Source organism: Nocardia sp. NPDC004260, from assembly GCF_053603155.1.
This window is the reverse complement of the sequence record NZ_JBSGEZ010000003.1, coordinates 90,897-116,787: the sequence shown is the minus strand read 5'-3', so window position 1 is coordinate 116,787 and position 25,891 is coordinate 90,897. Positions and strand designations below refer to the sequence as shown.

Here is a 25,891-nt window from a genome sequence, read left to right as displayed (position 1 = left end):
GCGCGCGATCACTCGCTGACGGCAGGCAGCGTGCTGAGCGTCGCGAGCACCTCGGTCGCTGCATTGGCCACCGCTTCGACCTCGGCCATCGCCAGCGCGGCCGCCGTGGCGGCCCGCACGCGCGGCAGCAGCGCCAAGCAGGCCGCGGCGGCGGTACGGTCGGCCGGGGCGAGTTCGGCGTCGTCCTCGGCGGCGGATTGCCATGCCGCGGTGGCGATCACCTCGTGCAACCAGTTGAGCAGCTCCAAGCGCAGTGGTTGCGGATCGCGCAGCCAGGCGCGGACATAGATCACGTCGGTGCGCTCGTGCAGCAGAGCGCCGAGCACGACTTCGGCGGCGGGCGCGGTGACCGAGTAGATCGAACCCTGGTGCAGCACCGCGGAGTACAGGAAGACGATGCCGCGCGCCTGGTCCTCGGCAGCCGCGCTGATCAGGTCGGCGAGCATGGCGGGCGCATCGCTCGCGGATCCGTGGGCGTGCGCCAGCCCGGCCCAGTCCGTCTCGCGCAGTACGGTCGCCGCGCGTTCGTGGTAGATCGGCGCTAGCGCGGCCGCCGCCCGGACGCGAGCTTCCGCGTCCGTCGAATCGAGTGCGCGCTGGAAGGCCGCCAGCGCCACGTCCGGCTCGCCGAGCTGTTCGCTGAACACCCCGATATCCAAACTGGCCCGCGCGGCCACCGCGGGATCGTCCGAACCGGCCAAGGACCGGCTCACCTCCCTGGCCCCCGGTAGATCGCCCGCCTCGCTCAGATGCTGGACGAGATCGCCCGCGACGATGAGCGACTGATCCTCCGGCCAGCCGTCGATGACGGCGCGGTAGGCGGCCTTCACGCCGTCCAGGTCGTCTTCGGAGCGCAGCAGGTAGGCCAGGTTGGACAGGGCGAGCCGGGCGATGTCGCCGGGGCCCGCGTCGATCGCGTGCTGGTAGGCCGTGCGCGCCGAATCCGAGTCCCCGCGCTTGGCGCGCGAGTAGCCGAGATTGATCCAGGCCCGCGGCGCCGCGTCGGGATGGCCGGATTCGGCGGCGCGCTCGTACATCGCCTCGGCTGCCGCTGTGTCGCCGCGCTCGGCCAGCAGCAGGCCCAGGTTGTAGGCCGCGCGCGGCCCGGCGTCCTCGTGGCCGGAATCGACCGCGACGTGGTAGGCGCCTTCCGCGGCCGGTTTGTCACCCGCCGCGCTCAGCAGTCCGCCCAGCTCCGCGGCGGCCAGCGGCGCCCAGTTCGGATGGCCGGAGGCGATGGCGATCTGAAACGCCTCGCGCGCGGCCGCCACGTCGTTGCGCCTGCGGTGCATCCTGCCGAGGTCGAAGGCCAGGTCTGGCGGCCGCTTCAGCATTGTTCCCATTCCAGCCTCGGCACCGAGTGGTGCGGATCCTTTTCCGAGAGTTCTACATCGGCGCGCGGTTCATGGCTACCCGTGGCGTGGGATATGCCGGTGCGAGACGGTTCAGTCGGGGCCGATCTCGGTGGCCAACGTGCGCAATCCGGCGATCAGCTCGTCGGGCGACGGCGCGTGTTCGGGATCCACCAGCCACTGGGCCATGAGACCGCCGATCAACGCGTGCAGCACCGCGCCCACGGCGCGGTCGGCCTCCGCGCCGCGGGGCGGGCCGAACAACTGCCAGAGCTGCTGGCGCGCGTGTTCCTCTGCCGTCGCCAGCTCCGCGCGTACCTCGGGGGAGTGCAGCGCCTGTGCGAGGCCTTCGATATTCGCCGACCAGAGCGGCCGGTCCTCGGTGAACGATGCGATGAGCTTGCGCCAGAAGACTTCCAGGCGCGCCGCGGGCGTAACGAGGTCGTCCTGCGGCAATGCGCCGGCGATTCGCTGCACCGCCTCCGCGCTCGACTCGATCATCGCCTGGTTGAGCAGCTTGTCCCGGGTACCGAAGTGGTAGTTGATCGCGGCCAGGTTGCTGCCGGAGGCGGCGACTATCTCGCGCACGGTCGTGCGTGCGTAGCCGCGCTCGGCCAAGCACTGCTTAGCTGCGGCGAGCAGGTCTTCGCGGGTTCCCACTCCAGCACCTTAGCAAGGGCCATACGTGCGTTTATAACGTACGTTTCAAACGTTTGTATGTGACAAGCGTTTTAAACATACGTATGGTGGGGTCTTCCGCACGAGAAGGAACGAGATGATGACCGATCACCGCCCCCTGTCCCCCTTCGAAAGCAGCTACTTCGGCTCCGGCACCAGAATCGGCAGCATCCCGGTGGGTGGCATGCCGCTGTTCATCGGTTCGACCGTGCGAGGCGTCCTCGACGTGTCCGCGCTGACCCGCGTGCTCGCGGAACTGGCGGCCGCGCATCCTCTCCTGCGCAGCCAAGTGATCGACGCCGAGGGAACGAAATGCTTCCGGTCCGACGAGTCCTATCGGCCGCGCTTGACGATCACCGAGGGCGGCGAGCCGGAGTACCTGGAATTGGTCAACACCGCACAGGACTGGACCGACGGGTTGTTCCACGCGCATCTCCTGCGCGACGGCGACCGCGCTCGGATCGTGCTGGTCATCCACCACGGAATCGCCGACGGCAGGTCAGCTTTCGCGCTGCTCGGCGAGCTGTGGGAGCGCTACACCGCACAGGTGACGGGCGCGCCCGCGCCACAGGCGAATCCGGACCAGCGCCTGCCCGAGGCGATGGACACCGAGCTGGCGGGGATCGTCTCCGACGAGGAGGTCGCGGGCCTGCTCGACCTGATGCGCGCGGGCGCGGCCATGATGAGCCCGGATCTCGCGCCGCGGCACCTGCCCGAGCCCGGCGACGGCGCGCGCCGGCCGAACCGACTGACCCTGGACCGGATCGAACTCGACGACACCGAAACCGCCGCGGTGGTCGCCGCCGCCCGCCTCCACGGCGTCTCGGTGAACAGCCTGATCGCCGGAGCGGCGCTCGCCGCCTTCCGCGCACAGCTGGAGCCGTCCGCGGGAGCGCTGCCGATGATCTGCGGCCACGCGGTCGACGTCCGCGCGGACCTCGTCCCGCCGCTGGCCGTGAGCACCGTGCTCAACTGCGTATCGGGGGTGGGGACGTACGCGCTCGTCGAACCGGAAGCCGATCCGATCGCGCTGGCGCACGCGGTGGCGTCGGGCATGCACTCCTCGGTCGAGCGCAGAGAAGCACTGCTGGTGATGCTCGCCGCCCAGCGGGTCACCGACCCGGCGACCGCCGCGCTGTTCTCCTCGCCGAACACCTTCGCCATCTCCAATATCGGTCGCCTGCCCGCGCTTCCGACCCCACCGGGACTGCGGATCGTCCGCAACGACGTCTTCGCCATGACGGTGGGCATGCCGCCGAAGCTGACGGTGTTCACCATCGGCGACCGGATGACCATTCAGGTGGAGTACGACACCGCACGGCACACCCGGGCGCAGCTGGGCGAGGTGAGCAAGGCGCTGGTCCGGACGTTGGCCGCCGTTCGCGCCGCCTAGCCACCCGCCGTCGCCGGTTCACTCGGCGGGCGGCTCGTGACGGCCGGCCAGGCGAAGGGTCAACTTCCTGGCGAACTTCCGGCGGCGCTTGGGTGAGCCGGTCGTGCGATCGATGTCGGCCTCTACGTCGGCCGGGACGTCATAGCGGCGGATGTAGGCGCCGGAGAACGCCTGCACCGTCGCGGTGACCGGAATGGCGAGCAACGCGCCCGTGGCACCGAGCAGCGCCGCGCCCGCCAGCACCGCGCCGAAGGCCACGGCGGGGTGCATGTCCAGGGTGGTCGCGGTGACGCGCGGTTGCAGCACGTAGTTCTCGAACTGCTGGTAGAGCACGATGAAGCCGAGGATCCACAGCGCCGTGCTCGGCCCGTGCACCAGACCCACGATCACCGGTAGCGCACCGGCGAGATACGTGCCGACCGTCGGGATGAACTGCGAGACCACACCGACCCACAGCGCGAGGGCGAACGCCGACGGCACGTCCAGCAGCCGCAGCATGACGTAGTGCGCGAGTGTCGAGGCGAGCGCGAGCAGTGCGCGGGAGTAGATGTAGCCGCCGGTCTTGTCCACCGCGATGTCCCAGGCGCGCAACACATGCCGCTGGCGGCGCGGCGGCAGGAGCGAGCAGACGGCGGTGCGGATCCGGGGGCCGTCGGCGGCGAAGTAGTAGGTGAACAGCAGGATGCCGAGGATCTGGAAGAGCGCGCCGATCGCGGCCGTGCCGATGCCCCAGACGTTGCCCGCCAATCCGGTGAGGTAGCCCTCCAGGGTCGAGCTCCAGTCGGTGGCGTACTTCTGGATGTCCGTACTGGACAGATCCTTGTGGAAGGTGTGGTTGATCCAGTCCACGCCGCGGTCGGCGTATTCGGGGGCGTGCTGCACCAACGTGGTGACCTGCTCGACCAGCAGCGCTCCGAGCGTCCAGAAGAAGCCGACGACGAGGGCCGTCAGGACGAGGAACACCAATCCGGTCGCCGGACCACGCCGCATGCCGCGCCGCGCCAGCCAGTTCACCGCCGGTTCGATCGCGAAGGCGAGAAACAGCGAGACCAGCAGAATCGTCAGCAGGCTCCGCAGCCGCCCGAGCACCCAGAAGGCCGCCAGCAACCCGGTGACCGTCGCCGCGGCGAGCAGGAACGCGCGCGGCAGCCACGGCGGCATGTCGCGTGCGGCGATGGCCGGTCGTGGCGTCTCGTCTTCGTCCTCCGCAGGCACAAGGCCAAGGTACCCACGCCACGACCGGTTCGCGCACGACACCACGCGGCCGTACCGGTGGAGAGCGGGCTCACATGGTGGAGACGTCGATGACGAACCGGTAGCGCACGTCGCTGGCCACCACCCGGTCGTAGGCGCCGTCGATCTCGTCGGCGGCGATCAGCTCGATCTCGGCGCCGATGCCGTGCTCGGCGCAGAAGTTCAGCATCTCCTGGGTCTGCGCGATGCCACCGATCATCGAGCCCGCCAGCGAGCGGCGGTAACCGGCGAGGTTGAGCGGCTTGACGCTCAGGGGCTTCTCGGGCAGACCGAGGACCACCAGGGTGCCGTCCAGGTTCAGCAGGCGCAGATAGTCGTCCATGGGCAGGTTCGCCGAGACCGTGTTCAGGATCAGGTCGAACCGGCCGCGCAGCTCGCGGAAGGTTTGTTTGTCGCTGGTCGCGTAGTAGTTGGTGGCGCCGAAGAGCTTGCCGTCGTCCTGTTTGCTCAGCGAGTGGCTCAGCACCGTGACCTCGGCGCCCATCGCGGCCGCGAGTTTGACCCCGACATGGCCGAGTCCGCCCATGCCGATGATCGCGACCTTCTTGCCCGGGCCAGCGCCCCAGTGCCGCAGCGGCGAGTACAGCGTGACGCCCGCGCACAGCAGCGGCGCCGCGACGTCCAGGCCGATCCCTTCGGGGATGGCGACCACGAAGTTCTCGGTCACCACGATCTGCGTGGAGTACCCGCCGAGCGTGTGTCCGCCGGGCTCCACCGCCGGATCGACCGGGGTGTTGTAGGTCATGGTGGCGCCCGCGGTGCAGTACTGCTCCTCGTCGGCGAGACAGGGCGCGCAGACCCCACAGGAATCGACCATGCAGCCGACGCCGACGCGGTCGCCGACCCGGTGCTTGGTGACCGCGGAGCCGACCGCGGCGACCACGCCCGCGATCTCGTGGCCCGGCACGCAGGGGTAGCGGGTTCTGCCCCACTCGTTGCGGGCGGTGTGGATGTCGGAGTGGCAGATGCCCGCGAACTTGATGTCGATCAGCACGTCGCGCGGACCCAGGTCCCTGCGGTGGATCGTGACCTTCTCGAACGAGCCATCGGCGGTGGACAGGGCATAGGCGGCGGCAGTACTCATGAGGACATGCCTACCGTCGCATGGGTGCGGTTGCCAACTGTGACACGGAAAAGGCACGCTCACGAGCTATTTTTCCGGCGGGCTGCACGGTTCGATGATCTTCGGCGGCGCGCACCGGCGACAATGGATTCGGGAGGTTCGGCCGAGGCGGGAGAGCCATGGACGAAAAACGGCAGCAGTGGATCGGGGCGCGTCGCGCGCCCGGTGGTGGCCGGGTGTTCGTGCTGGTCGTCACCCTCATGCTCGTGGTCGCCGCGTTCCTCGGGTATCGCGGCGATCTCCCGGACCGCGACCGGCCCGGCCCCGCCGGGACGGCGGCCTCGGTCGCGTTCGTACCGCCCGAGCCGCTCGACGCGGGACTCGTCACCGCGGCGGTGCGCCCCGCGCTGGTCAACATCAACGCCTCGGCCGAGCGATCCGGGCCCGGCGCCGCGGGCTCCGGCATCGTCCTCACCGCCGACGGCGAGGTGCTCACCAGCCACCACGTGGTCAAGGGCGCGGACACCGTGACCGTCACCGACGTGGGCAACGGCAAGGTCTACGACGCGGCGGTGCTCGGCTACGACGCCGACGCCGACATCGCCCTGCTGGACTTGGCCGCGGCCAACGCGCTGCCGACCGCGACCATCGGCAGTTCGGCCGGATTGCGGCTGCGTGAGGAGCTCCTCGCGATCGGCAACGCGGGCGGGACCGGCGGCACGCCCACCGCGGTGCACGGCCCGCTCACCGACCTCGACAGCGCGATCGTGGCGATCAACGCCGCCGATCTGTCGCGCAAGGCGCTCAACGGGATGCTCGAGGTCGCCGCGGCGGTCACGCCGGGACAGTCCGGCGGAGCCCTGGTCGATCACAAGGCGTCCGTCGTCGGCGTCATCGCGGCGGCGTCGGGCGACGGGGCGCGCACGGCCGACCACCCGGCCAACGGCTACGCGGTGCCGATCGATGCCGCGATGCGAGTGGTCCAGCAGATTCGCTCCGGCACCCCCACCGACACCGTGCACATCGGCCCCACGGCCACGCTCGGCGTGCTCGTCTCCAACGCGCTTCCGGCCGGTACCGGAGCGCGCGTGGACATGGCGATCTACGGCATGCCCGCCTATACCGCCGGTCTGGCCGCCGGGGACGTGATCACCTCGCTCGACGACCACACCGTCAGCAACACGCAGTCGCTGCGCATCGCGCTGAACAGGCGCAAGCCCAACGAGACCGTCCGATTGGGCGTCACTGGCGCGAGCGGCGCGCGCACGGTGCCGGTGGCGCTGGTCGCGGGCCCGCCGAACTGATCCGGATCAGACCAGCGACAGCCAGTAGTCCTGGAAGCGCAGGAACACCAGCAGCAGCACGACCGCGTAGAACAGCGCGACGATCGTCCAGCGCCACTCGGCGAGTACCCCCAGCGGACCGCGCGAGCGCCCCCACAGCTGATCGGTGCACACCGCGAGCAGCGGCGTGATGATCGCCCACACCACCATGCAGTACGGGCACAGCGCGTTGATCCGGTACAGGCTCTGGAAGATCAGCCAGCAGATGAAGCCGACCCCGAGCAGGGTGCCCAGCCACAGCCCGCCCCAGACCCAGCGCGGGAAGCCGACCCCGGCCACCGACAGCACGCCGAGCGTGACGACGACCGAGAACCCGACGATGCCGATCAGCGGGTTCGGGAACCCGAAAACCGCGGCCTGTTGGGTCACCATCACCGACCCGCAGGACAGGATCGGGTTGATGCTGCACGACGGCGTGTAGCCGGGATCGGTGAACAGCTTGAACCGTTCCACGGTCAGCGCCACGGCGGCCAGCCAGCCGGCCAGCCCGTCGATCAACAGGACCCACGCGGCCCGGGGCCCCGCGGTGATCACTGGCCCGCGGCGGCGCTGATCACGGGTGCGAGACCGCCTGCGCCGAAGACCTGCTGGCTGGACTCGACCTTCTTGCCGTTGACGAACACCGACGGGGTCGACTGGATGCCGCTGTCCAGCACTTCCTTGGTGCGGGCCTGGACGTACTTGTCGTACTTGTGGTCGGTGATGCACTGGGCGGTCGCGTCGTCGGTGTAACCGGCGCTCTTGGCGATCTGGACCAGCTGATCGTCGGTCAGGCCCGCGCCGCCCTCCGGGGGCTGCTGGGCGAACATCGTCTTCAGCCAGGCCTGGTACTTCGATGGGTCGGCCTCCGCGACGCAGTAGGCGGCGTTGGCCGCGCGCGAGGAGTAGCGCGTGGTGGACGCCTTGTCCAGGAAGGCGATGATGTTGTACTCGACCACCGCGGTGCCGTTGGCTACGGCGTCCTCGAGCACCTGTCCATTGGCCGCCTCGAAGGCCTTGCACGCGGGGCACTGGAGGTCGGCGACGACCCGCACGGTGACCTTCGCGTCCGGCTTGCCGACGCGGACGGCGCCGTTGTCGGTGATCGAGGCGGGCACGGGGCCCGCGTTGGCGGTGCCGGTCGCGGCGATGGACGGAGCGGGGCCGGGATCGTCCTTGTGGGCCTTCTTCACCGCGATGCCGATGCCGATCGCCGCGATCAGCGCGACGAGCACGGCGGCGACGGCCACCTGGATCAAGATCTTGCGGTTGCGGTCGGCGCGTTCCGCCGCCAGCAGCGGGTTCGATTTCCCACCCTGGTTTTTGCTCACCGTGCGCTCACCACGCCTTTCGCTCGCCGGACGGTTTCTGCCGCCACGATCGTAGATCCGCCGACCATCTGCCCGCGTGATCGGCCCACAGCCGCCATCATCGTCGGCCTACCTGAGAGATTCCGAAAAGTCCCGACCGGCCGCCATCAGCGCGGTGTGATGCCCATGAGGACGAGCGCGACGGCGTCGCGCGCCAGGTTCGGCGGCAGTTCGCCGCCGAACTGCGTGACGTGCAAATGGACCAGACCACCGAGGGTCGAAATGGTCAGCCGGGGATCCACCGTCGCCGCCACCTCGCCGCGGGCGATCGCGCGCCGGACGATCTGCTCCGACGCCGACAACCGCCGCGCCCAGAATTCGCGCCGGATCGCCTCGGCCTCGGGGTCGGACTCGGCGAGCACGGCGCTACGGATCAGGGCTCGGCCGGACGGTGTCCCCGCGAAGCGGACGAGATCGGTCATGAACCGCTCCAGATCGTCGCGCAGCGACCCGGTGTCCGGCAGCGGGATCTCCTGGGCCACCCGGGACAGCAGCGCGTCCAGCAGCAAGCGGGGCAGCGTTTTCCAGCGGCGATAGATCGAGGTCTCGTGCACGCCCGCGTCCGCAGCGATATCGGCGACCCGCACGGCGCCGATGCCCGCCGACTCGATCCTGGACAGGGTCGCGTCGAGCACGGCTGCACGCAGACGTGCGCCGCGGATCTGTGCGCTGGACTCATCCATCGGCCGATTATCGCAAGTTCTCTTGCGTTACGCGGTCGCGGTCCCTAGCGTGGTGCTATCGCAAGTCGACTTGCGATAGAAGGGTGAGAGCGGCATGGACGACGTGATCGCGCCCTCGGGGCGCTGGCGGGGCGAAGCGCGCGGCGGCGTCGCGGTGTTCCGTGGCATTCCCTACGCGCGGGCCCGGCGATTCGGTGCACCCGAGCCGGTCACGCCGCCCGACGGGGTGTACGACGCGACGCGCCGCTACGCGATCGCGCCGCAACTGCCGGGACGGCTGGAGGGCGTGATGGGGCGGGCGGAGGCGCTGGAGCAGTCGGAGGACTGCCTGGCGGTCACCGTCACCGCACCCGTGGCCGCCGAGCCGGGCGGTCTTCCGGTACTCGTGTGGTTGCACGGCGGCGCCTATTTGGCGGGTAGCGGGCAGTGGAATCTGTACGACGCGGCCCGGTTCGTGAGCGAGACCGGCGTCGTCGTCGTGTCGGTGAGTTACCGGCTCGGCGTGCTGGGCTATCTCCGCGCCCCAGGAGTATCGCCGGGAAATCTCGGTGTGCGCGACCAGATCGCGGCGCTGCGGTGGGTGCGCGAGCACATCGCCGAATTCGGCGGCGATCCGGAGCGCGTCACCGTGGCGGGGCAGTCGGCGGGTGCGCAGTCGGTCGTAGCGCTGCTGGGCATCGCGGAGGCGAGGTCGCTGTTCGCCGGGGCCGTCGTGCAGAGCGCGCCCTTCGGCATCGGATTTCAGAGCCACCGGCGGGCCGAGCGGGTAGCGGCGATGTTCCTCGCCGAACTCGACGCCGATCCCCGCACCGCGTCCCTGCCCGAACTGCTGGCCGCGCAAGGACGCACGGTTCGCCGGTGCGCCGGTCCCGGCGCGGTGAATTCGGCACCGCCCTTCTTGCCCGTGGCCGATGCGGGACCGCTGCCCGACGAGCACACCTGGCGACAAGCGGTGCGGAACGGGGTCACCGATCTGCCGGTCGTCCTCGGCTGCACGGCAGAAGAGGTGCGAGCGTTCTACGGCGGCCCGCATCCGGTCTTCGGCAGGCTGCGGCGGCTGCCGGTGATCGGCGCCCGGCTCGATTCGGCGGTGCAGCGTCTGATCAGTCGCAAGGCATTCGAAGACGGGCTGTGGCGTTTCGCCGACGAACTGGTCGATGCCGGGGCCCGCGTGTACTGCTACCGGATGGGACAGCTCCACCCGGACAACCCGTACGGCGCCTGCCACTGCATCGATCTGCCGTTGCTGTTCGGCGACGGCGACACCTGGCACGCCGCTCCGATGCTCGCGCCCCTCACCGCGGCGGAGATCGACGCGCTCGGCGCCCGGACCCGCGGGTACTGGGGTGAATTCGTGCGCACCGGCCGGATCGCCGACACCGGCTGGACGCCGCATCGACCGGGCTCACGTTTCGTCCGGCACTTGCCCTGAGCACGCGCTCGACTAGGCCCGCGCAAGCCGCCGTTTCTGCGCCTCGACGTCGAAGGTCGGTTGCGGCCAGTCGAGGTCGAGCCGCTCTAGGGCCGCGATCAGCAGTTCGGTGACGGCGAGCCGGGAGAACCACTTGCGGTCGGCGGGCACGACGTGCCAGGGCGCGTACTCGGTGGACGTGCGGTCCAGCATCGCCTGGTACGCGTCCAGGTACGCGGGCCAGAACGCGCGCTCATCGATGTCGGACGGGTTGAACTTCCAGTATTTGTCCGTGCGTTCCAGTCGCTCGGCCAGCCGCCGCTTCTGTTCGTCGAGCGAGACGAACATGGCGACCTTCACCAGCGAGGTACCCTCGTCCACCAGTTCCCGCTCGAACGCGTTGATCTCGTCGTAGCGCGGCTCCCACACCGTCGGCGGCACCAGATTGTGCACCCGCACCACGAGCACGTCCTCGTAGTGCGAGCGATCGAACACCCCGAGCTGGCCAGCGCGCGGCAGCGCCTTGCGGATGCGCCACAGGTAGTGATGGCGGCTCTCCTCCGGCGTCGGCACGCCGAACGCGGCATGGTCGACGCCCTGCGGGTCGACCGAGCCGATGACGTGCCGGACTATGCCGCCCTTGCCCGCGGTGTCCATGCCTTGCAGGATCAGCAGCACGTTGCGCCGGTCGCCGCCTGCCCGGCCGTTGGCGTACAGCTTCTCCTGCAGATCCGACAGCACTTGGGCGCGTTCGGCGAGCAAGGGCACGCCCGCCTTCTTGCCGCCGGTGAACCCCGGCGTCCCGGAGGTGTCCAGCTCGGCTACGCGCAAACCATCGGCTCGCATGGCCTCGGTGGGCGGCACCGTCCACAATTTCGGCATGGCTCCAACCTAATCGCGCGGCGGTTCGGCCACGTCACACTTGCGCGAGCCGCAGTAACTGAGTGGCGAATTCCTCGTCCGACACCGGGGTGAGGATGAGATCGTGCGCGGTGGTGAGCAAGTAGCGGCCGTCGCCGGTGAAGTCCAGCCAGGTGCGATGGCGGGTGGGCGGGGACATCGGGTTCTCCGGCTGCACCGTGACGGTGATGAAGCCACGGCCGTCCACCGGCTTGCGCAGGGTTTGGCGGAACTTCGCCGCGCCGCGATGGCCATTGGTGACGAACGGCTCGGTGCGGTCCGGATTCAGCACCGCGTCCTGCGGCTCCCGCATGGGGGCGAGCTTGCCCGGTCGGGCCGAACCGATGATCTGCACCAAGCGTTCGCCCACGGCACGGGCGTGGCACATCTGTACGGTCACCCGGTCCGGCGTGGCGACCAGAATGCCCGCGTGGTTGTGCACCACCGCGGCGAACGCGAGGATCCGTTCGGTCTCGGACCCGCTGCCGTTGCGCGAGAGCGCCGACCGCTCGCCGGAGACGGTGATGGTGGTCGCGTCGTTGCGCGCGCAGAGCACCAGCGCGGCGGCGAGATCCGGATCGGCTTGGCGGGCGAAGCGCTGCGGCAGATGGAGGGCGTGGTACTCCGACTCGGTCCGCGCGGTGGCCGAAGGGACCATGTTGACCGGGTAGGGCCTGCGGTCCAGGCTCGTTTCGTTCGTCCAGACATGCGTGAACTCGTCCGGGGTGAGCACCCATTTCACCGTGCGCCGCCTCCGCGCGCGGAATCCGGATCGCCGGGTGCGTTGTCGGCCGCCGAACCTTCCTGCGGCCGGGGGAATCGGGGAACGCGGTCGCCGGTGGCGGGCATCGTCGGGGTGTAGACGTAAGTCATCGTGTCCCGGACATCCGCTTCGATGTCTGCCGCCGCACTATCGTGTTCCATCCTACGTTTTCCACCGTAAACCGCTTCTGCGGCCGGGTCCGCCAGCGGCCGATACCGCTGCGGCGGCGCGATCGCGCCCCGGACCGTCTGCGCGGCATCGCTATTCAACTCCATCAGCCGAGCGACCGCCCGGCACACGTCGTGCGTATCCCCGCCCGCGCGGACGAACTGCCTGGTCGCGCTCACCGCGGCGTCGGCTGCCCGGCCCGACCAGCGCGCGAATTCCCGGTTGGTGGCATCGGAGAAGGCTTGGAACGCTTCGGCCACCGCGGTCGCGTTGGCCTGCCATGCCGCGGCGATCCGGCCCAATGCCGCCGGGTCGAGCGCTTCGTGCACCAGCTCCCAGATCTGCTGGTGGGTGTAGGCGCCGAACAGTTCCCGATCCGGCGCGTAGGCGGGATCGGTTGCGTCGTCGGTGAATCCGGCCAATTCCTGCCGGATGCCGTCGGCGGCGGCGCGTGCCGTTGAGTCTGCCATCCGTCGTCCCCCTCAGTCGGTCCCGGCGCACGGGTGCGCGCTCAACGGGGCTCCAGATAGTCGGCGACCAGCCGCAGTGCGGCCTGATTCGCCGCCTCGGCGTCGGCCAGCCGATTGGCCGCGGCGAGATACGCGGCCTTGAACAGCAGCGCCGTTTCCTGGAACGCGGCCAGGGTGTCCAGGTATTGCCTTCCCTTCGCGGAGAACCCGCGGGTGAGGCCGTGTCCGGTGGGCAGATCGGGGAAGCCGGTCACGTCGGTGAGGAGGTGTTCGCCTGCCATCGCGCGGCCCAGATCGTCGACCAGTTGGTCGCACGCGGCGGCGAGATTCTCCGCGACCGCCGTGTCCAGCTCGAACCTTTCGCTCCCGCCCGCGCCGATGGCCGCCGCGTACAGCTCGCGCGCCGTCCCCTGTCCGGTATCGGGTACCGCCACGTGGAAGCCCCCTTCCGCTCGGTCCTGTTCGTACCGCGCTGTACTGGATTCGCACTTTACCGGGCGGTTCAGCGCGGCGGACCGCCTCGGTACGGGCTTGTGTGAAGGCCGCTGCGCGCGTCTCCGCCGTTGTTACACTGACCAGCGGTCCGAGGGGCGGTGTGGGGAAGGCGACCGGTGGCCGGAATCGATGGCGTAGTCCCGAAGTATCTGCAGATCTCGGGGCATCTTCGGGATCTGATCGAGCGCGGGGAGTTGGCTCCCGGCGCCGAGGTGCCCTCCGAGCGCGAACTCGCCGCCCGCTGGAAGGTAGCCCGGCCCACTGCGGCCAAGGCGCTGAACACGCTGCGGCAGCAGGGAATCGTCACGTCACGTCGCGGGTCGGGCACCTACGTGGCCGAACGCTCGGCGCTGATGCGCGAGAGCGCGCCCCGATACGGACCGTCCGCGTCCCAGCCCGATTCGGTGACCGTGCTGGGAGCTGAAATGGTGGAAGGACCGCGGGAGGTCACCGAATCACTCGGTCTCCCGGCGGCGGATCCGGTGATCAGCTTGAAGCTGTTGTCCGAGAACGGTTCCGGGGCAGTGCGGCTTGTCACGTGCTGGTATCCAGGTGAATTCGCCGCGGCCGCCACGCTGGTGCACGGGACGGTGCCCGTACCGGGCGGAGTCGTGCGGCATCTGGAAAACGTGATCGGCCGCGCCGCCGCAATCGTGCGCGAGAGCGTCGGCGCCCGGCTGGCCACGGAGGACGAACGCCGCCGTCTCGCGCTGCCGCATCCGGCGGCGGTGCTGGTCGTGCACCGCATCGGTCTGGACGTCCACGGTGTCGCGCTGGAGTACCGCCAGAGCGTCCACCCGCCCGGCCGCCCGATCATGGAGCACGAGTATCCGGCCAGGTCAGCGACCGATTTCCGCCGTTGACACCCCTGTGCCGCAACTGGCATAGTCCACTTGTCGGAAGTATCGAAGGGTGGGAGGGGCGATGTCCGATCAGTTGACCGTCGGCGGCTGGGTGGTCGTGGGGGAGCAGTGCTCGGTCCGCTTGGCCCCGGTACCGCGCGACGACTTCCTGGCCTTCGTGTTCGAGAGCAGCGGCACCGAATTCGAATTGGCCTTGGCGCCCGCGATCCTGCACCGCATGGTCGATCTCGGGACGCCCCCGTCCGCGCCGTGACATCGGCGAGCCATCACCGCGGCGGATCGCCTTACGCGCACCGTGGTTCGCGGCGGTTCCTGCCGATGCCTGCGGAACAAGCTGATCTCGAGGCCGAAAAGTCAGTGCGGTTGCGTGCTTTCGGCTATGTCCGCGGTGTGGTCTACGCGTCGATGAAAAGGTCGTTGGCGAGCGCGCCGGAGCCCGGCACGACCCGGTAGTGGTCCAGGTCGGTGCGGCCATGGGAAGCGAGGACATCCTCGTCCAGCAGGAGCTGACCGGTGTAGGTCGCCGCAGGGCTGGTAACGATCAGTAAAGCGGCGTCCGCGCAGATGAACGGGTTGCGGGACGCGGCGACGGCTTCCGCGCCGCCGAGCAGGTTGCGCACCGCGGCGGTGTCGATCTTCGTGCGCGGCCACAGGGAGTTCACGGCGATGCCGTAGGGCCGGAACTCATGTGCCAGACCGACGGTGGCGACGCTGACACCGTATTTGGAGACGGTGTAGGCCACGCCGTTGCCCACGTGCTCGGGGTTCATGTTGAGCGGCGGTGAGAGGGTGAGGATATGGGGATTGCGCCCGGCCAGGGCCGAGGCGCGCAGATGTGGCAGCGCCAGCTTGGACAGCAGGAACGGCGCGCGGACATTGACGGACTGCATGTGGTCGTAGCGCTGCATGCCCAGCTGCTCGGCGCCCGTGAGATCGACCGATCCCGCGTTGTTGACCAGGATGTCGATGCCGCCGAAGCGCTCGGCGATCTGATCGACCGCTTCGGCCATCGCCTTGTCGTCGCGGACATCCGCCACCAGCGGCAGTACCGCGCCGCCCGCGGCCTCCGCCTCCGCGGCGGCGGTGTGGATGGTGCCGGGAAGTTTGGGGTGCGGCTCCTGGGTACGGGCGATCATCGCGACGTTCGCGCCTTCCGACGCGAATCTGATCGCGATCGCCAGGCCGATACCACGGCTGGCCCCGGTGACGACGGCGGTCCTTCCCGCGAGCAGATCCCCGGTCGCCTCTCCTCGAGCGAACGCGGGCGTGGGTAGGGGACTGTTCATGGCTGGGTCCTCTGACTGGAATACGCGATCTTGTGGAGTGAGGCTAGCTGGCATTCGCCGGCAGCGTGACAGATCCGTTGTCCCCGAGCTGTTTACAGCGGCTTGCGGGCGGTTGCTCGCCGTGCCCGAGGGGACGATCGAAGCCGGTGCGTCCATACGCGGCAGTCGTTTGAAAAAGCAATTGGATTTCTCGGCGATCCGGGGAACCGACAGCAGTCGGGATGCGTCCAATAACAGTGACGACCTTTTGAACGATGCACAGGCGGGCCTGGGGGTGAGGGGATCGGTGCGATGTCGGATGCGAACAACGCGGGTGCGATGGCGACCCGGACGGTGCCGCAGCCTCCGTTCCCGCCGGGGTTGCTGGCCGACCTGCATGCCGGGAATGTAACCGCCGCGCAGCGTGAACAGTTGTGGCCGATCGTCTCGCGTGATCCGCAGGCGGTGCGGTATCTGCGCGGGCTGGATGAGGTCAGCGCCGAGTTGGGTGCGTTGAGCCGGGATGAACGCGTCATCCACGCCATGCCCGAGGACGTCACCGCCCGGCTGACCGAATTCATCGAAGCACTCCGATCACCCCAGGACGCCACGGTCCATGTGATTGCGCGCGGGCGGGCGGGCGAATCCGGGCTCGATATCGAATATTCCGAACGCGGCGCGGCTCCCTCGGTCGCTGTCGACGAGCACCGCCGCACCAGGGCACGATGGTTCGCCGCGGCAGCCGCGGCGATCATCGCCGTCGCCGGAGCCGGCTCGGCCATCTCGACGATGGACGGCCGTGAGCACCCAGCCCCCACCGCGCGACCCACCATCGGCGAAGACGAAGTCACCGCCACCATGGCCCTCGGTGCGCTGGGACGCCACACCGAAGCGGGTTCCCTCGCCGACCCTGAGGCGCTGCGGCGTTGTGTAAACGCGAACGGGCTCGACCGCGCTGTCCTCGGCTCGGCCGACATCGCGTTCCAGGGCGGCGACGCGGTGCTCATCCTGCTCAGCGGCCCGCATCCGCCCGCCGTCACCGCGCTGGTCGTGGGAACCGGATGTGCTACCGATGACCCGCAGCGGAGGGTGCTGCAGGACATCGGCTGACCTCGCGCGGCGGGCCACGTCCCCGCTACGCCCGGCCGCCGGTACGCCCGCGCGGTAGGCTATGACAGTCGTCATGAGCAAGGGAGGGGAAGGGTGGCCGAAACGGCGCAGGCGCGGGATCGGATGGTGGCCGGCGCGGCCGACATGATCCGCCGCCGCGGTCTGAACGCGACCAGCGTGCGGGAGCTGGCCAAGCACGCCCAGGCCCCGCTGGGATCCACTTACCACTACTTCCCGGGCGGCAAGGCGCAGCTGGCGGCCGAAGCGGTGCGCTTCGCCGATGCGCTGGCGGCCCGCAAACTCGCGCAGGGCTTGCCCGTCGGGCCGGTCGCGGGATTGCGGTCGTTCGTCGACATGTGGCGGAAGGTTCTGGTGGACAATGATTTCCAGGCAGGCTGCCCGGTGCTCGCGGTCGCGATCGAAGACCAAGGGGACGACGACGCGCCGCAGCGCGCCGCCGCGGCCGCGTTCGAGAACTGGACCGGGCTGCTGACGCGGTCGTTGCGGGACCACGGCGCGAGCGAGGCAGACGCCGAGCAGACCGCCACCCTGATCGTCGCGGCGCTCGAGGGTGCGGTGGCGATATGCCGAGTGGAGCGCAGCATCCGTCCGCTCGATCGGACCGTGGCGAAGCTCGAGTTCCTGATCCGGACCGTCACCCGCGATTGATCACCGCGCTCCGGCGCACGCTGTTCCCGTCGCCGACTGAATGGGCTTCGTCGCGCTGACGTACTGGAGCAGGCGATGGACCCGCTGGTCGATCTCCACCAAGCCCTCCTCGGCGAACAGCGCGGGAAAGGTCCGGCCGCCGAACACCCGAAGTCCGCTCAAACCGCCGACGACGCGGCTCATCTCACCGATGGGGTTGGCGGCCCGGTGGCTGGTGGTGATGGCGATGCGGCCACCGGGGGCGAGGACGCGGATCATCTCGCGAGCGGCGACGAGCGGGTCCGGGATGAGGTAGAGCGCGCCGAAACAGCAGACCGCGTCGAAGGTTCCGTCCGCGAACGGGAGTGTGCGCGCGTCGCCGCGCAGATACCCGACTCGCGGTCCGGCGTTGTCCGCGACGGCGCGTGCCAGCATCGGCTCGGAGTAGTCCAAGCCGATCGCGTAGCCGTCGCCGGACAGCGATTCACTCAGGTATCTGGTGAAATTACCCGGCCCGCATGCGATGTCGAGCACCTTTTGCGCGCCGCCGAGCCGCAGGGCGGAGACCGCGTCGCGCCGGTCGGACGCGGTCGTCCGCCCACTGGCGAGATAGAACAGCGCCGGTCGCCAGGCCCGCTCGTACACCGCGGCGAGCGCAGGGGCATTCATCGTCTTCCGTGCGAGATTCACCGGAGTGCGTCCCTCAGGCGCGGTCGACGGTGATCGTCATGCCCGCCGCGCGCAGTCGCTCGGTGAGCGCGTCGCCCATTGCCGCGGCCGGGGTGAGAATGCCCGCGAGCTCGGGTTGCTTCTCCGTGTCGAATGCCAGGCACAGACCGCTCTCGCCGAGCAGTACGGCGGTGGCCTGGTAGCCCGGGTCGCCGGTGCCGGAGAAGGTGGCCACGTATTTCGCGCCCGAGGTGGTGTGCGCGAACGTCTTCATGCTGAACCAGCCGCTCTTGCGGGCCTGCTCGCTCGGTCCGGTGCCCGGCTTGGGCAGCACGCGATCGAGCAGCTTGCGGCCCGCCGACGCCCGCGACAGCAGCGCCCCCGCGGTCATGCCCGCCACGATGCCGCCCGCCATGCCCGCCGCGACCAGCGGCGCCACCCGGGACTTCCCCGCGCTCATCACTTCGCGGTAGCGGAAGTTCTTGCCGTACACCCAGCCGAGCAGGCCGTTGCTGCGGCGCACGACCTTGGTGTTGTGCGCGGCCATGACGAACGTGCTGACCCACCCGTCCAGGCTGGGGTCGATCGCGCTCGCCCGCGACAGCGCCTGATCGGACTGGCGGCCGACGTCGGGATCCATCGACCTGTCCGGGCTCAGCGAGTACGGATGCGACATCACCTTGCCCTTGGCCGGGTCGGCGGCGATCGCCTCCATCATGGCGCGGCCGGAATCGATGGTGCCGCCGCTGACGCCGCCCTTGAGCGAAGCCACCAGCGTGGTGTCGACGAGCTCACCGGTGTTGTCCTCGACCGTGCGGCGGTAGAGCTGATACACGCTCAGATCGGACGGAATCGAGTCGTAGCCGCAGGAATTCACGATCTTCGCGCCCGTGGCGACGGCCTGTTCGTGATAGTTGTCGATGGCGTCGCGGATGAACAGCGGCTCGCCGGTGAGGTCGGCGTAATGGGTGCCTGCCTTCGCGCACGCCGCCACCAGCGGCATCCCGTAGCGCAGGTACGGGCCGACGGTGGTGACCACGACTTTGGTGCGCGCCGCCAGCTCGTCGAGCGCGCTCTGGTCTGTCGAGTCGGCCACCACCAGACCCCAGTTCGCGGCCGTCGGGCCGAGGCTGTCGCGTACGGCGGTCAACTTGTCCAGCGATCGTCCCGCCAGCGCGATTCGCGCGGATTCCGGCGCGGCCTCGGTGAGATATTCCGCGGTCAGCTTGCCGACGAAACCCGTCGCGCCGAACAGCACTAGGTCGAATTCCCGTGTGTCTGCCATGGTCTTCCGTTCTGCGGTCGTGCCGCCGTTCGGCGGCTACTTGGTGGTCTTCTTGCGCGGCCGTTGCGGCGCGGCGTGCGGGCGGTCGGCGAGCCAGGCGTGATGGGCCCGGCCGAGCTCGGTGACCGGTGGTTCGTCGTAGAGCCATTCCCTGGAGATGCGATGCCAGTTCGCGGTGCAGCCGAGGTGACCGAGCATGCCGAAGGTCAGGAAGTCGGCGCGGCGTGAAAAGAGGTGCTCCGGCGGCAGATTCTGCTGCTTCATACCGGTGAACTCGCTGGCCCTCGGGTCGACCGCGAGCAGGAAGGCGCCGCTGGCGAGCTCGGGAGTGATGGTCAGTTCCTCGTCGACCAGACACCATTCCGAGGCAGCCAGCACGTATTCCAGGCACTCTTCGGCGCCGATCTCCTGCGGTGAGATGACGCCGCGCTTGATCATCAACTCGCGCAGATCTTCCGCGCGATCTTCTGCCGCGGCACGCAGACAGACCAGCTCGAATTGCACGTGCTCGGCGTCCATGCGATTGAACAATCCGAAATCCAGGAAGCCGACCCGGCCGTCCCCCGCCAGCAGCACGTTGCCCGGATGCGGGTCGCCGCAGAATTCGTTGAAGGTGAACAGCGATCCCACGTAGAACCGGTAGATGATCTCGCCGATCCGGTTGCGCTCCGCTTGGGGCAGCTGCCGGATCTCCTCGAAACCCTTGCCCTCCACGTATTCGGTGACCAGCACCCGCGTGGTGGAGAACTCCGGCAGCGAGCGCGGGACGATGACGAACGGATGCCCGGCGTACAACTCGGCGATCTGCAACTGGGTCGCCGCCTCGGCCCGGTAGTCGAGCTCGGCCTCCATGTTCAGCCTTAGCTCGTCCAGCACCGCGGGCGTCACCCACGGCATCGCGGACTGGAGCACGCGCCGGAACATCGCGAGATTCTTCAGATCCGCGCGCACCGCGGCATCGATGCCCGGATACTGCACCTTCACCGCGACCTGGCGACCGTCGTGTAGTCGCGCCCGGTACACCTGGCCGATCGAGGCGGCGGCGACGGGCTCGGCGTCGAACTCGGCGAATACCGCGTCGAGCGGCTTTCCGAAATCGTCCTCGATCACCTGGCGCATGGCCGCGAAGGAGACTGTCGGAGCAGCGTTGCGCAGCACGGCCAGGCGTTTCTGGAACCGCTCCCGATGGTCCTCTGGCACCAGATCCAGATCGAGCACCGACATCATCTGGCCGAGCTTCATGGCGACGCCCTTCATGGTGCCCAGCACCGTGACCACCTGCTCGGTGGTGCGGATCATCGATTCCTCGGCCATCTTCGCCCGGACGGCCTCGGATCTGCCCCGCATGGTCAACCGCGTGCGCTGGGTGCGAAGGACCGAACTGGCTGCCACCGCGCCCAGCTTCGTGCCACGAGCAAGCCGAGAGGTCGGTACTTGCTTCGCCATCGAGGTACCTCCGTTGGTGCCGCGGTCGGAGCGACGGACGCGGGCGGCAGCGTGCGGAATCCCCGCACGGACCGCCGTCGAGTACGGCGCCTGCGGTGACGCAACGCACTCGGCGCACCGCTCGGGTTCAGACTAGCCAAGGTTTCGGCAAAGTCGAGAGTGCTGGTGAACTTTTGCAAGCGCTCCAGCTAGCACCAGGGCCGATGGCTCGATTCAGTCTTGCGCCGGCGTCTCGGGGGCGGGCAGCACGTGCTGCTGCGCGTTGAACGCGGCGGGCGAACCGCCCGCGCGGGCCATGCCCTCGATGGCGCTCCAGGCGAGCATGGTGAGGTAATCGATCACGTCCTCGCGGGACAGCGACTTGTTGGTGGTCCACCAGTGTGTGGCCAGCTGGATGCCGCCGACCAGCACGTACGACGCCAGCGCCGCGCCCTCGGTCGCCACGCCCCGGTCCTTGGCGCGATCGGTGATCACCGCGCAGACCACCTCGGCGAAGAGCTTCTCGAACTCCGCGAGCGAGGACTGGTCCGCCGAGCCGTTACCCATTATGAAGCGGTAGACCTCGGGGTCCTCGTCGACCGTGCCGACGTACTCGGCAAGAGCCGAGCGCACCAGCTGGTATTCGTCGGCGTCCAGGCTGATCGCGCCGTACACCCGTGGCATCAGCGTGGTCTCGATGAACCGCTGCATGGTCGCGTGGACGAGGTCGTTCTTGTCGGAGAAGTAGCGGTAGAGCACGGTCTTGGAGACGCCGATCTCCGCGGCGATCTCGTCCATGCCCGCGTTGCTGCCGCGGGCGCGCACGGCGGCGAGAGTGCCGTCGACGAGTTCCTCCCTGCGGTCGATCTTGTGTTGCCGCCACCGGCGCTTGCGGCCGTCCATCCGGCCGCCGCGCACCGCCGACGGTCGCTCGCCGACATCGACAAGGTCTTCGGTGGACAGCGTGGGCTCCCTCGTTCGTAAGTGCTCCGGTGGCTACCAGCTTAGGTCCCCGATACCCGTGATATGCGCTTTTGAGCCCGGATGCGGTAGGAACCACAGTCCGGGCGTGCCCGGCGCCCGGCACGTCCGGTTTGTGCGCAGGCACTCACCCCGCTCCCTCACTTCGCCGCGCACAGCAGAATGGGAGGCATGGAGAAAGCTCCCGGCAACACCGCGGTGCTGAACGCCCGGGGCGAGCGCGCCGGAGAGGCCGCGCCGGCCGCCGTGCCCCTCGGCTTCGCCGCCGTGCTCGACGAGGCGGCCAAGCGTCGTGACCTCTGGCGGATGAAGGCGTTCGCCACCGGGCTGCTCGCCCTGGCCACCGCGATCTATCTGTTCTGCCGCTGGACCGAATCGCGCGGGGCGGGCGGCGACTGGGTCGGCTACCTGCGGGCCGCCTCGGAGGCGGGCATGGTCGGCGCGCTGGCGGACTGGTTCGCGGTGACCGCCCTGTTCCGTCACCCACTCGGCCTGCCCATCCCGCACACGGCGATCATCCGGCGGAAGAAAGACCAGCTCGGCGCCAGTCTCGGTACGTTCGTCGGCACGAACTTCCTGGCACCCGAGGTGGTGTCGGCCAAGGTGAACTCGGCGCAGATCTCCTGGCGGGTCGGGCGCTGGATGGCCGATCCGGGTCATGCCGCGCGCGTGGCGCAGGAGAGTTCGACCATCCTGCGCGCCGTCGTCGGCGTACTGCGCGACGAGGACGTGGAGCAGGTCATCGACAACACCATCGTCAAGCGGATCGCCGAGCCCCTGTGGGGTCCGCCGATCGGACGGGTGCTGGCGGAACTGCTCGCCGACAACCGGCAGTTGGCGTTGCTGGATCTGCTCGCCGAGCGGGCGCACCAGTGGGCGCTCGGATCTCAGGAGACGATCGATCGGATCGTGTTGCGGGACGCGCCGCAGTGGGCGCCGAAATTCGTCAACATCTTGCTTTCCGAGCGGATCTACCGGGAACTGGTCGAGTTCACCTGGAAAGTCCGCTCCAACCCGGAGCACGAGGTCCGTCTCGCCGCGAACCGGTTCCTGGAGGAATTCGCCGAGGACTTGCAATTCGATGACGCCATGATCAAAAAGGCGGAGCGGATCAAGGCGCAGATCATGGGCCGGGAGGAGATCACCGGACTCGCCTCGGCCACCTGGCGCGCGGCGAAGCGGCTGATCCTGGAGTCCGCCGACGATCCGAGCAGCACGCTGCGGCGCAAGGTCGCCGAGAACGTGCAGCAGCTCGGCGAACGCTTGCGCGACGACGCGGACATGCGGGCCAAGGTCGACAACTGGATCGATCGCGGCGCGCGCTACTTGGTGGAAAACTATGCCGGTGAGATCAGCACCCTGGTCACCGACACGGTTGCCCGGTGGGATGCCGAGGAAGCCAGCAAGAAGATCGAATTGCAGGTCGGCCGGGATCTGCAATTCATCCGCATCAACGGAACCGTCGTCGGTTCGCTTGCCGGACTGACGATCTACACGATTTCCCACCTGATGTTCGGCGGTTGATCCGCGGCGTGCGGAAAGTTTGCCGAAACGCTGCTAGCAGACTGCTTGCAATAGCTAGCACCCTGACCTAGAATCGAATTCGTACAACCGCCAGAAGGTGAGTGATGGCTGACCAGCCCGAGGTTTCCGCCGAGTACACCGAGAGATCGGACGAGCATTCGTCCGGCATCGGCGAACGAGGGGGTCGCGTCGTCAGTGCGGCGCACGACATCGGAGGCTTCATCAGGGCGCAGCGGGAAGCCGCGCAAGTCTCGTTGCGTCAGCTCGCCCAGCTGGCGGGGGTGAGCAATCCGTATCTCAGTCAGATCGAGCGCGGACTGCGAAATCCGTCCGCCGAAGTGCTCACGCAGATCGCGAAAGCGCTGCGGGTCTCCTCGGAGGTCTTGTACGTACGGGCTGGCTATCTCGAGCAGCGGCCGCACAGTCCGGTCCGGGACGCACTGCTCGCCGACACGTTCATCAGTGAGCGGCAGAAGCAGGTGCTGCTGGACATCTATGAATCGTTTCGCCGGGAAAACGGAGGAAACGAGGTAGGGGGGGACGTATGGGACAGCGACGTTCCGCGCACGACAACCGAAACTCCGCCACGCCAGGAGAACGAAACACCATGACCGAGAAGAACGCCACCGTCACCAAGCCCCTGCTCGCCACCGTCGGCGCGGGTGACGCCCTCTACGCTGCCGTCAACGACGCTTTCGCCCAGGTGCGTGAGCGTGCGGCCGCCACCGAGGTGCAGGCCCGGGTGGAGGAGGCGCGCGAGCGCTTCGCCAACGTTCCCGCCGACGTCCAGGACCGGTTCGAGTCGCTGCGCGAGCGGCTGTCCGGCCTGCCGTCGGAGCTGCCGGATGACCTCGCCGAACTGCGCGAGAGGTTCACCGCCGAGGAGCTGCGCGCGCTGGCCGAGAAGTACTACCGGCAGGCGCTGGACATCTACGCCGACCTCGCCGTCCGCGGTGAGGAGACGATCGAGCGGCTGCGCGCCAACCAGGTCGTCGAGGAGCGGATCGGCAAGGTCGAGACGCTGTACGGCGACGCGGTCAGCCGCGCCGAGGACGTGCTCGGGCGCGTCAACGGACTGATCGGCCGCCCGGCGAAGGTCGCGGCCGACGAAGAGACCGACCCGGCGCCGGTCGTCGAGGCCGAGGTCGTCGAGGTGACCACCGAGGCCACCCCGGCTCCGGCCGTGAACGGTGAGGCCAAGACGGCTCCGGCCAAGAAGGCCCCCGCGGCCAAGAAGGCTCCGGCCAAGAAGGCCGCTCCCAAGAAGGCCTGAACGGCCCGCGGCTGAAGCGATTCGACGCCCTCGCGCACCCCTGGTGTGCGGGGGCGTTGCTTCTATGATGGGTGGGGTGAATATGGTGCACGGATTGACCGGGATGATCCTGCTGGTGCTGTGGCTGGCGGCGCTCGGTGCGACGATTTTCGCGCTGATCCACGCCGTGCGTCAGCGTCCGGACGCGTTCACCGCGGTGGACAAACTGACCAAGCCGATCTGGCTGGCGATTCTCGGGGCGGCTGTGCTCGTGCTCCTGCTCTCGCCCGCGGGTCTGGGCCTGCTCTCCTTCGCGGCGATCATCGCCACGGGCGTCTACTTGGCCGACGTCCGGCCCAAGGTGGACGAGGTGCAGCGGGGTCCCCGCTGGTGAGGGCGGAGTTCGCCGACAGGTAAGGGTGCTTGCACTAGCAAGCGGCGCGAATCGGGGTTACTGTATCTAGCAGTAACACAAAGGAGTGTCCGATGCGTGCCATGCTGCCGACCGCGTTGACGAGCTTCCGGGGCCTGCTCCGGAGCTTGCGCGACGCGCACAGCGCCGACTTGCGGTCGCGTACCTACCAGACCGCCGCGTTCAACCCGCCGACCGCGCATCGCGAGGTGATTCCGGTCCAGACCGGTGACGGCGTCCGGCTGCGCGTACACGCCTACGGCCCATCGGATGCCCCCGCCATCGTGCTCGTCCACGGGTGGACCTGCTGCCTGGAATACTGGAATCCGCAGATCAACGCGTTCGCCGGTGACTATCGGGTGATCGCTTACGACCAGCGCGGTCACGGCGAGAGCGAATACGGGTCGAGCGAGCTGACCATGGAGCTGCTGGCCGACGACTTGGCGGCCGTGCTCGACGCCGCGCTCGCGCCCGGGCAGCGGGCCGTGCTCGTCGGCCACAGCCTCGGCGGCATGACACTGCAAGCGTGGGCGGGCCGCTATCCCGAGCGGGTCGCGCGCCAGGCGCTCGCGGTGCTGCTGACCAATACCGCGGCGGACCGTTTGATCCTGGAGACAACGGTCGTGCCGCTGCTGAATCGTCCGCTGCGGCTGCTGCAGTTGAAAGTGCCGCTCCCGTTCTTGTTCGGCAGGCTCGGGCTCGGCGCCCCGATGGTCTTCCCGCCCATCGCGCCGGTGCGCTGGCTGTTCGCGCGTCAGATCCTCAGCACCGCGGCCAAAGGCGAGCTGTTGGATTTCAGCATGGCGATCGTGCGGTCGTGTCCCGCGCGAGTGCGCGCCAAGTTCGGATTCCTGCTGGCCACGATGGATGTCGGGGAGTCGGCCCGGAATCTGGTGGTCCCCACGACGGTGATCTCGGGGCAGTTCGACGACATGACGCCGCCGGTGCACTCCGAGCGGATCGTCGAAATGCTCCGGCAGACCGGCAGTCTCGCGCGCTATCAGGTGCTGCCCGCGGGGCATCTCGGCAATGTCGAGGCCTACGTGCGGTTCAACGAGGAACTCGCGCGCGTCCTCGCCGCCACGCGCAAGTCCAGCCGCGCCGACCTCGCGGGCTGACGCGCCCAGGCACTCGC

28 protein-coding genes are annotated in these 25,891 nt (G+C 69.0%); 12 read left to right on the top strand and 16 right to left on the bottom strand.

Annotated elements, in window-relative coordinates; all coding sequences use genetic code 11:
• Nucleotides 1–8: 8 nt before the first annotated feature.
• A complete protein-coding gene (locus ACWEO7_RS03490; RefSeq protein WP_452420420.1) occupies nt 9–1,334 on the bottom strand; it encodes a tetratricopeptide repeat protein in 1,326 nt (441 codons plus the stop codon).
• A 111-nt stretch (nt 1,335–1,445) separates the two neighbouring features.
• A complete protein-coding gene (locus ACWEO7_RS03485) occupies nt 1,446–2,012 on the bottom strand; it encodes a TetR/AcrR family transcriptional regulator (protein WP_452420418.1) in 567 nt (188 codons plus the stop codon).
• A gap of 115 nt (nt 2,013–2,127) precedes the next feature.
• Between ACWEO7_RS03485 and ACWEO7_RS03480 the strand changes: the two genes are divergently transcribed.
• Nucleotides 2,128–3,423 (top strand): phthiocerol/phthiodiolone dimycocerosyl transferase family protein, encoded by a 1,296-nt coding sequence (locus tag ACWEO7_RS03480; protein ID WP_452420416.1) that lies wholly within the window; start codon nt 2,128–2,130, stop codon nt 3,421–3,423.
• 18 nt (nt 3,424–3,441) lie between these two features.
• On the opposite strand, the gene ACWEO7_RS03475 is transcribed toward ACWEO7_RS03480, so the two are convergent.
• Both ACWEO7_RS03475 and ACWEO7_RS03470 read right to left on the bottom strand, forming a co-directional pair.
• Nucleotides 3,442–4,638, bottom strand: coding sequence for an AI-2E family transporter (locus ACWEO7_RS03475; RefSeq protein ID WP_452420415.1), 1,197 nt, complete (start codon nt 4,636–4,638; stop codon nt 3,442–3,444).
• A gap of 70 nt (nt 4,639–4,708) precedes the next feature.
• Nucleotides 4,709–5,761, bottom strand: a complete 1,053-nt coding sequence (locus ACWEO7_RS03470; protein ID WP_450017545.1) for an NAD(P)-dependent alcohol dehydrogenase — start codon at nt 5,759–5,761, stop codon at nt 4,709–4,711.
• 158 nt (nt 5,762–5,919) lie between these two features.
• On the opposite strand from ACWEO7_RS03470, the gene ACWEO7_RS03465 reads away from it, so the two are divergent.
• Complete coding sequence (locus tag ACWEO7_RS03465) at nt 5,920–7,044, top strand: S1C family serine protease (protein ID WP_452420413.1); 1,125 nt, start codon at nt 5,920–5,922, stop codon at nt 7,042–7,044.
• Nucleotides 7,045–7,050: 6 nt separating this feature from the next.
• Here ACWEO7_RS03465 and ACWEO7_RS03460 read toward each other — a convergent pair whose 3' ends face one another.
• The 3 genes from ACWEO7_RS03460 to ACWEO7_RS03450 all read right to left on the bottom strand — a co-directional run bounded on the left by ACWEO7_RS03460 (nt 7,051) and on the right by ACWEO7_RS03450 (nt 9,115).
• A complete protein-coding gene (locus ACWEO7_RS03460; RefSeq protein WP_452420411.1) occupies nt 7,051–7,617 on the bottom strand; it encodes a vitamin K epoxide reductase family protein in 567 nt (188 codons plus the stop codon).
• A complete protein-coding gene (locus tag ACWEO7_RS03455) occupies nt 7,614–8,393 on the bottom strand; it encodes a DsbA family protein (protein ID WP_452420409.1) in 780 nt (259 codons plus the stop codon). Before ACWEO7_RS03455 ends, ACWEO7_RS03460 begins: the two co-directional genes overlap by 4 nt.
• Nucleotides 8,394–8,539: 146 nt before the next feature.
• Complete coding sequence (locus ACWEO7_RS03450; RefSeq protein ID WP_452420407.1) at nt 8,540–9,115, bottom strand: TetR-like C-terminal domain-containing protein; 576 nt, start codon at nt 9,113–9,115, stop codon at nt 8,540–8,542.
• A gap of 94 nt (nt 9,116–9,209) precedes the next feature.
• On the opposite strand from ACWEO7_RS03450, the gene ACWEO7_RS03445 reads away from it, so the two are divergent.
• Entirely contained in the window at nt 9,210–10,547 is a 1,338-nt protein-coding gene (locus ACWEO7_RS03445) for a carboxylesterase family protein (protein ID WP_452420405.1), read from the top strand.
• Nucleotides 10,548–10,559: 12 nt separating this feature from the next.
• On the opposite strand, the gene ACWEO7_RS03440 is transcribed toward ACWEO7_RS03445, so the two are convergent.
• From ACWEO7_RS03440 to ACWEO7_RS03425, 4 genes are read right to left on the bottom strand one after another with little or no spacing between them, the layout of a single operon-like run.
• On the bottom strand, nt 10,560–11,408 hold the full coding sequence (locus ACWEO7_RS03440) for a polyphosphate kinase 2 family protein (RefSeq protein WP_450017553.1): 849 nt from the start codon (nt 11,406–11,408) through the stop codon (nt 10,560–10,562).
• Nucleotides 11,409–11,442: 34 nt separating this feature from the next.
• Nucleotides 11,443–12,168, bottom strand: a complete 726-nt coding sequence (locus ACWEO7_RS03435) for an ESX secretion-associated protein EspG (RefSeq protein ID WP_450017555.1) — start codon at nt 12,166–12,168, stop codon at nt 11,443–11,445.
• Complete coding sequence (locus ACWEO7_RS03430; RefSeq protein WP_355071862.1) at nt 12,165–12,827, bottom strand: hypothetical protein; 663 nt, start codon at nt 12,825–12,827, stop codon at nt 12,165–12,167. Before ACWEO7_RS03430 ends, ACWEO7_RS03435 begins: the two co-directional genes overlap by 4 nt.
• A gap of 41 nt (nt 12,828–12,868) precedes the next feature.
• Nucleotides 12,869–13,261 carry a hypothetical protein gene (locus ACWEO7_RS03425; protein WP_452420403.1) on the bottom strand — a complete coding sequence of 131 codons (393 nt, stop codon included), beginning with the start codon at nt 13,259–13,261 and terminating at the stop codon, nt 12,869–12,871.
• A gap of 177 nt (nt 13,262–13,438) precedes the next feature.
• On the opposite strand from ACWEO7_RS03425, the gene ACWEO7_RS03420 reads away from it, so the two are divergent.
• Nucleotides 13,439–14,185, top strand: a complete 747-nt coding sequence (locus tag ACWEO7_RS03420) for a GntR family transcriptional regulator (RefSeq protein ID WP_452420401.1) — start codon at nt 13,439–13,441, stop codon at nt 14,183–14,185.
• A gap of 61 nt (nt 14,186–14,246) precedes the next feature.
• The gene (locus ACWEO7_RS03415) at nt 14,247–14,438 is read left to right on the top strand and encodes a hypothetical protein (protein WP_452420399.1); all 192 of its coding nucleotides are present in this window, start codon (nt 14,247–14,249) and stop codon (nt 14,436–14,438) included.
• A gap of 142 nt (nt 14,439–14,580) precedes the next feature.
• Here the strand turns inward: ACWEO7_RS03415 and ACWEO7_RS03410 are convergent, their stop codons facing one another.
• Nucleotides 14,581–15,471 carry an SDR family oxidoreductase gene (locus ACWEO7_RS03410; RefSeq protein ID WP_452420397.1) on the bottom strand — a complete coding sequence of 297 codons (891 nt, stop codon included), beginning with the start codon at nt 15,469–15,471 and terminating at the stop codon, nt 14,581–14,583.
• Between the two features lie 291 nt (nt 15,472–15,762).
• Between ACWEO7_RS03410 and ACWEO7_RS03405 the strand changes: the two genes are divergently transcribed.
• Nucleotides 15,763–16,560, top strand: coding sequence for a hypothetical protein (locus ACWEO7_RS03405; protein WP_452420395.1), 798 nt, complete (start codon nt 15,763–15,765; stop codon nt 16,558–16,560).
• Between the two features lie 93 nt (nt 16,561–16,653).
• A complete protein-coding gene (locus tag ACWEO7_RS03400; protein ID WP_452420393.1) occupies nt 16,654–17,229 on the top strand; it encodes a TetR/AcrR family transcriptional regulator in 576 nt (191 codons plus the stop codon).
• On the opposite strand, the gene ACWEO7_RS03395 is transcribed toward ACWEO7_RS03400, so the two are convergent.
• From ACWEO7_RS03395 to ACWEO7_RS03380, 4 genes are all read right to left on the bottom strand, one after another.
• Nucleotides 17,230–17,898 (bottom strand): class I SAM-dependent methyltransferase, encoded by a 669-nt coding sequence (locus ACWEO7_RS03395; RefSeq protein WP_452420392.1) that lies wholly within the window; start codon nt 17,896–17,898, stop codon nt 17,230–17,232.
• A 13-nt stretch (nt 17,899–17,911) separates the two neighbouring features.
• The gene (locus ACWEO7_RS03390) at nt 17,912–19,162 is read right to left on the bottom strand and encodes a saccharopine dehydrogenase family protein (RefSeq protein ID WP_450017570.1); all 1,251 of its coding nucleotides are present in this window, start codon (nt 19,160–19,162) and stop codon (nt 17,912–17,914) included.
• A gap of 36 nt (nt 19,163–19,198) precedes the next feature.
• A complete protein-coding gene (locus ACWEO7_RS03385; protein WP_450017572.1) occupies nt 19,199–20,608 on the bottom strand; it encodes an ABC1 kinase family protein in 1,410 nt (469 codons plus the stop codon).
• 213 nt (nt 20,609–20,821) lie between these two features.
• Nucleotides 20,822–21,490 (bottom strand): TetR/AcrR family transcriptional regulator, encoded by a 669-nt coding sequence (locus tag ACWEO7_RS03380; protein WP_355071877.1) that lies wholly within the window; start codon nt 21,488–21,490, stop codon nt 20,822–20,824.
• A gap of 249 nt (nt 21,491–21,739) precedes the next feature.
• Here ACWEO7_RS03380 and ACWEO7_RS03375 point away from each other — a divergent pair, with 249 nt between their 5' ends.
• The 5 genes from ACWEO7_RS03375 to ACWEO7_RS03355 all read left to right on the top strand — a co-directional run bounded on the left by ACWEO7_RS03375 (nt 21,740) and on the right by ACWEO7_RS03355 (nt 25,874).
• The gene (locus ACWEO7_RS03375) at nt 21,740–23,092 is read left to right on the top strand and encodes a DUF445 domain-containing protein (protein ID WP_452420390.1); all 1,353 of its coding nucleotides are present in this window, start codon (nt 21,740–21,742) and stop codon (nt 23,090–23,092) included.
• A gap of 104 nt (nt 23,093–23,196) precedes the next feature.
• Nucleotides 23,197–23,703: a helix-turn-helix domain-containing protein gene (locus ACWEO7_RS03370; RefSeq protein WP_355071881.1), complete on the top strand. Its 507-nt coding sequence runs from the start codon at nt 23,197–23,199 to the stop codon at nt 23,701–23,703.
• Nucleotides 23,700–24,365 carry a heparin-binding hemagglutinin gene (locus tag ACWEO7_RS03365; protein ID WP_452420388.1) on the top strand — a complete coding sequence of 222 codons (666 nt, stop codon included), beginning with the start codon at nt 23,700–23,702 and terminating at the stop codon, nt 24,363–24,365. The genes ACWEO7_RS03370 and ACWEO7_RS03365 overlap by 4 nt, the downstream gene beginning before the upstream one ends.
• Before the next feature lie 82 nt (nt 24,366–24,447).
• Nucleotides 24,448–24,738: a DUF2516 family protein gene (locus ACWEO7_RS03360; protein ID WP_040870424.1), complete on the top strand. Its 291-nt coding sequence runs from the start codon at nt 24,448–24,450 to the stop codon at nt 24,736–24,738.
• A 92-nt stretch (nt 24,739–24,830) separates the two neighbouring features.
• Entirely contained in the window at nt 24,831–25,874 is a 1,044-nt protein-coding gene (locus ACWEO7_RS03355) for an alpha/beta fold hydrolase (protein WP_452420386.1), read from the top strand.
• Nucleotides 25,875–25,891 lie beyond the last annotated feature (17 nt).

Coding starts and splice junctions, on each gene's coding strand:
- ACWEO7_RS03490 (WP_452420420.1), bottom strand. CDS start 1,334: ATGCTGAAGCGGCCGCCAGACCTGGCCTTCGACCTCGGCAGGATGCAC.
- ACWEO7_RS03480 (WP_452420416.1), top strand. CDS start 2,128: ATGATGACCGATCACCGCCCCCTGTCCCCCTTCGAAAGCAGCTACTTC.
- ACWEO7_RS03470 (WP_450017545.1), bottom strand. CDS start 5,761: ATGAGTACTGCCGCCGCCTATGCCCTGTCCACCGCCGATGGCTCGTTC.
- ACWEO7_RS03465 (WP_452420413.1), top strand. CDS start 5,920: ATGGACGAAAAACGGCAGCAGTGGATCGGGGCGCGTCGCGCGCCCGGT.
- ACWEO7_RS03450 (WP_452420407.1), bottom strand. CDS start 9,115: ATGGATGAGTCCAGCGCACAGATCCGCGGCGCACGTCTGCGTGCAGCC.
- ACWEO7_RS03445 (WP_452420405.1), top strand. CDS start 9,210: ATGGACGACGTGATCGCGCCCTCGGGGCGCTGGCGGGGCGAAGCGCGC.
- ACWEO7_RS03440 (WP_450017553.1), bottom strand. CDS start 11,408: ATGCCGAAATTGTGGACGGTGCCGCCCACCGAGGCCATGCGAGCCGAT.
- ACWEO7_RS03430 (WP_355071862.1), bottom strand. CDS start 12,827: ATGGCAGACTCAACGGCACGCGCCGCCGCCGACGGCATCCGGCAGGAA.
- ACWEO7_RS03415 (WP_452420399.1), top strand. CDS start 14,247: ATGTCCGATCAGTTGACCGTCGGCGGCTGGGTGGTCGTGGGGGAGCAG.
- ACWEO7_RS03410 (WP_452420397.1), bottom strand. CDS start 15,471: ATGAACAGTCCCCTACCCACGCCCGCGTTCGCTCGAGGAGAGGCGACC.
- ACWEO7_RS03405 (WP_452420395.1), top strand. CDS start 15,763: ATGTCGGATGCGAACAACGCGGGTGCGATGGCGACCCGGACGGTGCCG.
- ACWEO7_RS03390 (WP_450017570.1), bottom strand. CDS start 19,162: ATGGCAGACACACGGGAATTCGACCTAGTGCTGTTCGGCGCGACGGGT.
- ACWEO7_RS03385 (WP_450017572.1), bottom strand. CDS start 20,608: ATGGCGAAGCAAGTACCGACCTCTCGGCTTGCTCGTGGCACGAAGCTG.
- ACWEO7_RS03380 (WP_355071877.1), bottom strand. CDS start 21,490: ATGGACGGCCGCAAGCGCCGGTGGCGGCAACACAAGATCGACCGCAGG.
- ACWEO7_RS03375 (WP_452420390.1), top strand. CDS start 21,740: ATGGAGAAAGCTCCCGGCAACACCGCGGTGCTGAACGCCCGGGGCGAG.
- ACWEO7_RS03370 (WP_355071881.1), top strand. CDS start 23,197: ATGGCTGACCAGCCCGAGGTTTCCGCCGAGTACACCGAGAGATCGGAC.
- ACWEO7_RS03365 (WP_452420388.1), top strand. CDS start 23,700: ATGACCGAGAAGAACGCCACCGTCACCAAGCCCCTGCTCGCCACCGTC.
- ACWEO7_RS03360 (WP_040870424.1), top strand. CDS start 24,448: ATGGTGCACGGATTGACCGGGATGATCCTGCTGGTGCTGTGGCTGGCG.
- ACWEO7_RS03355 (WP_452420386.1), top strand. CDS start 24,831: ATGCGTGCCATGCTGCCGACCGCGTTGACGAGCTTCCGGGGCCTGCTC.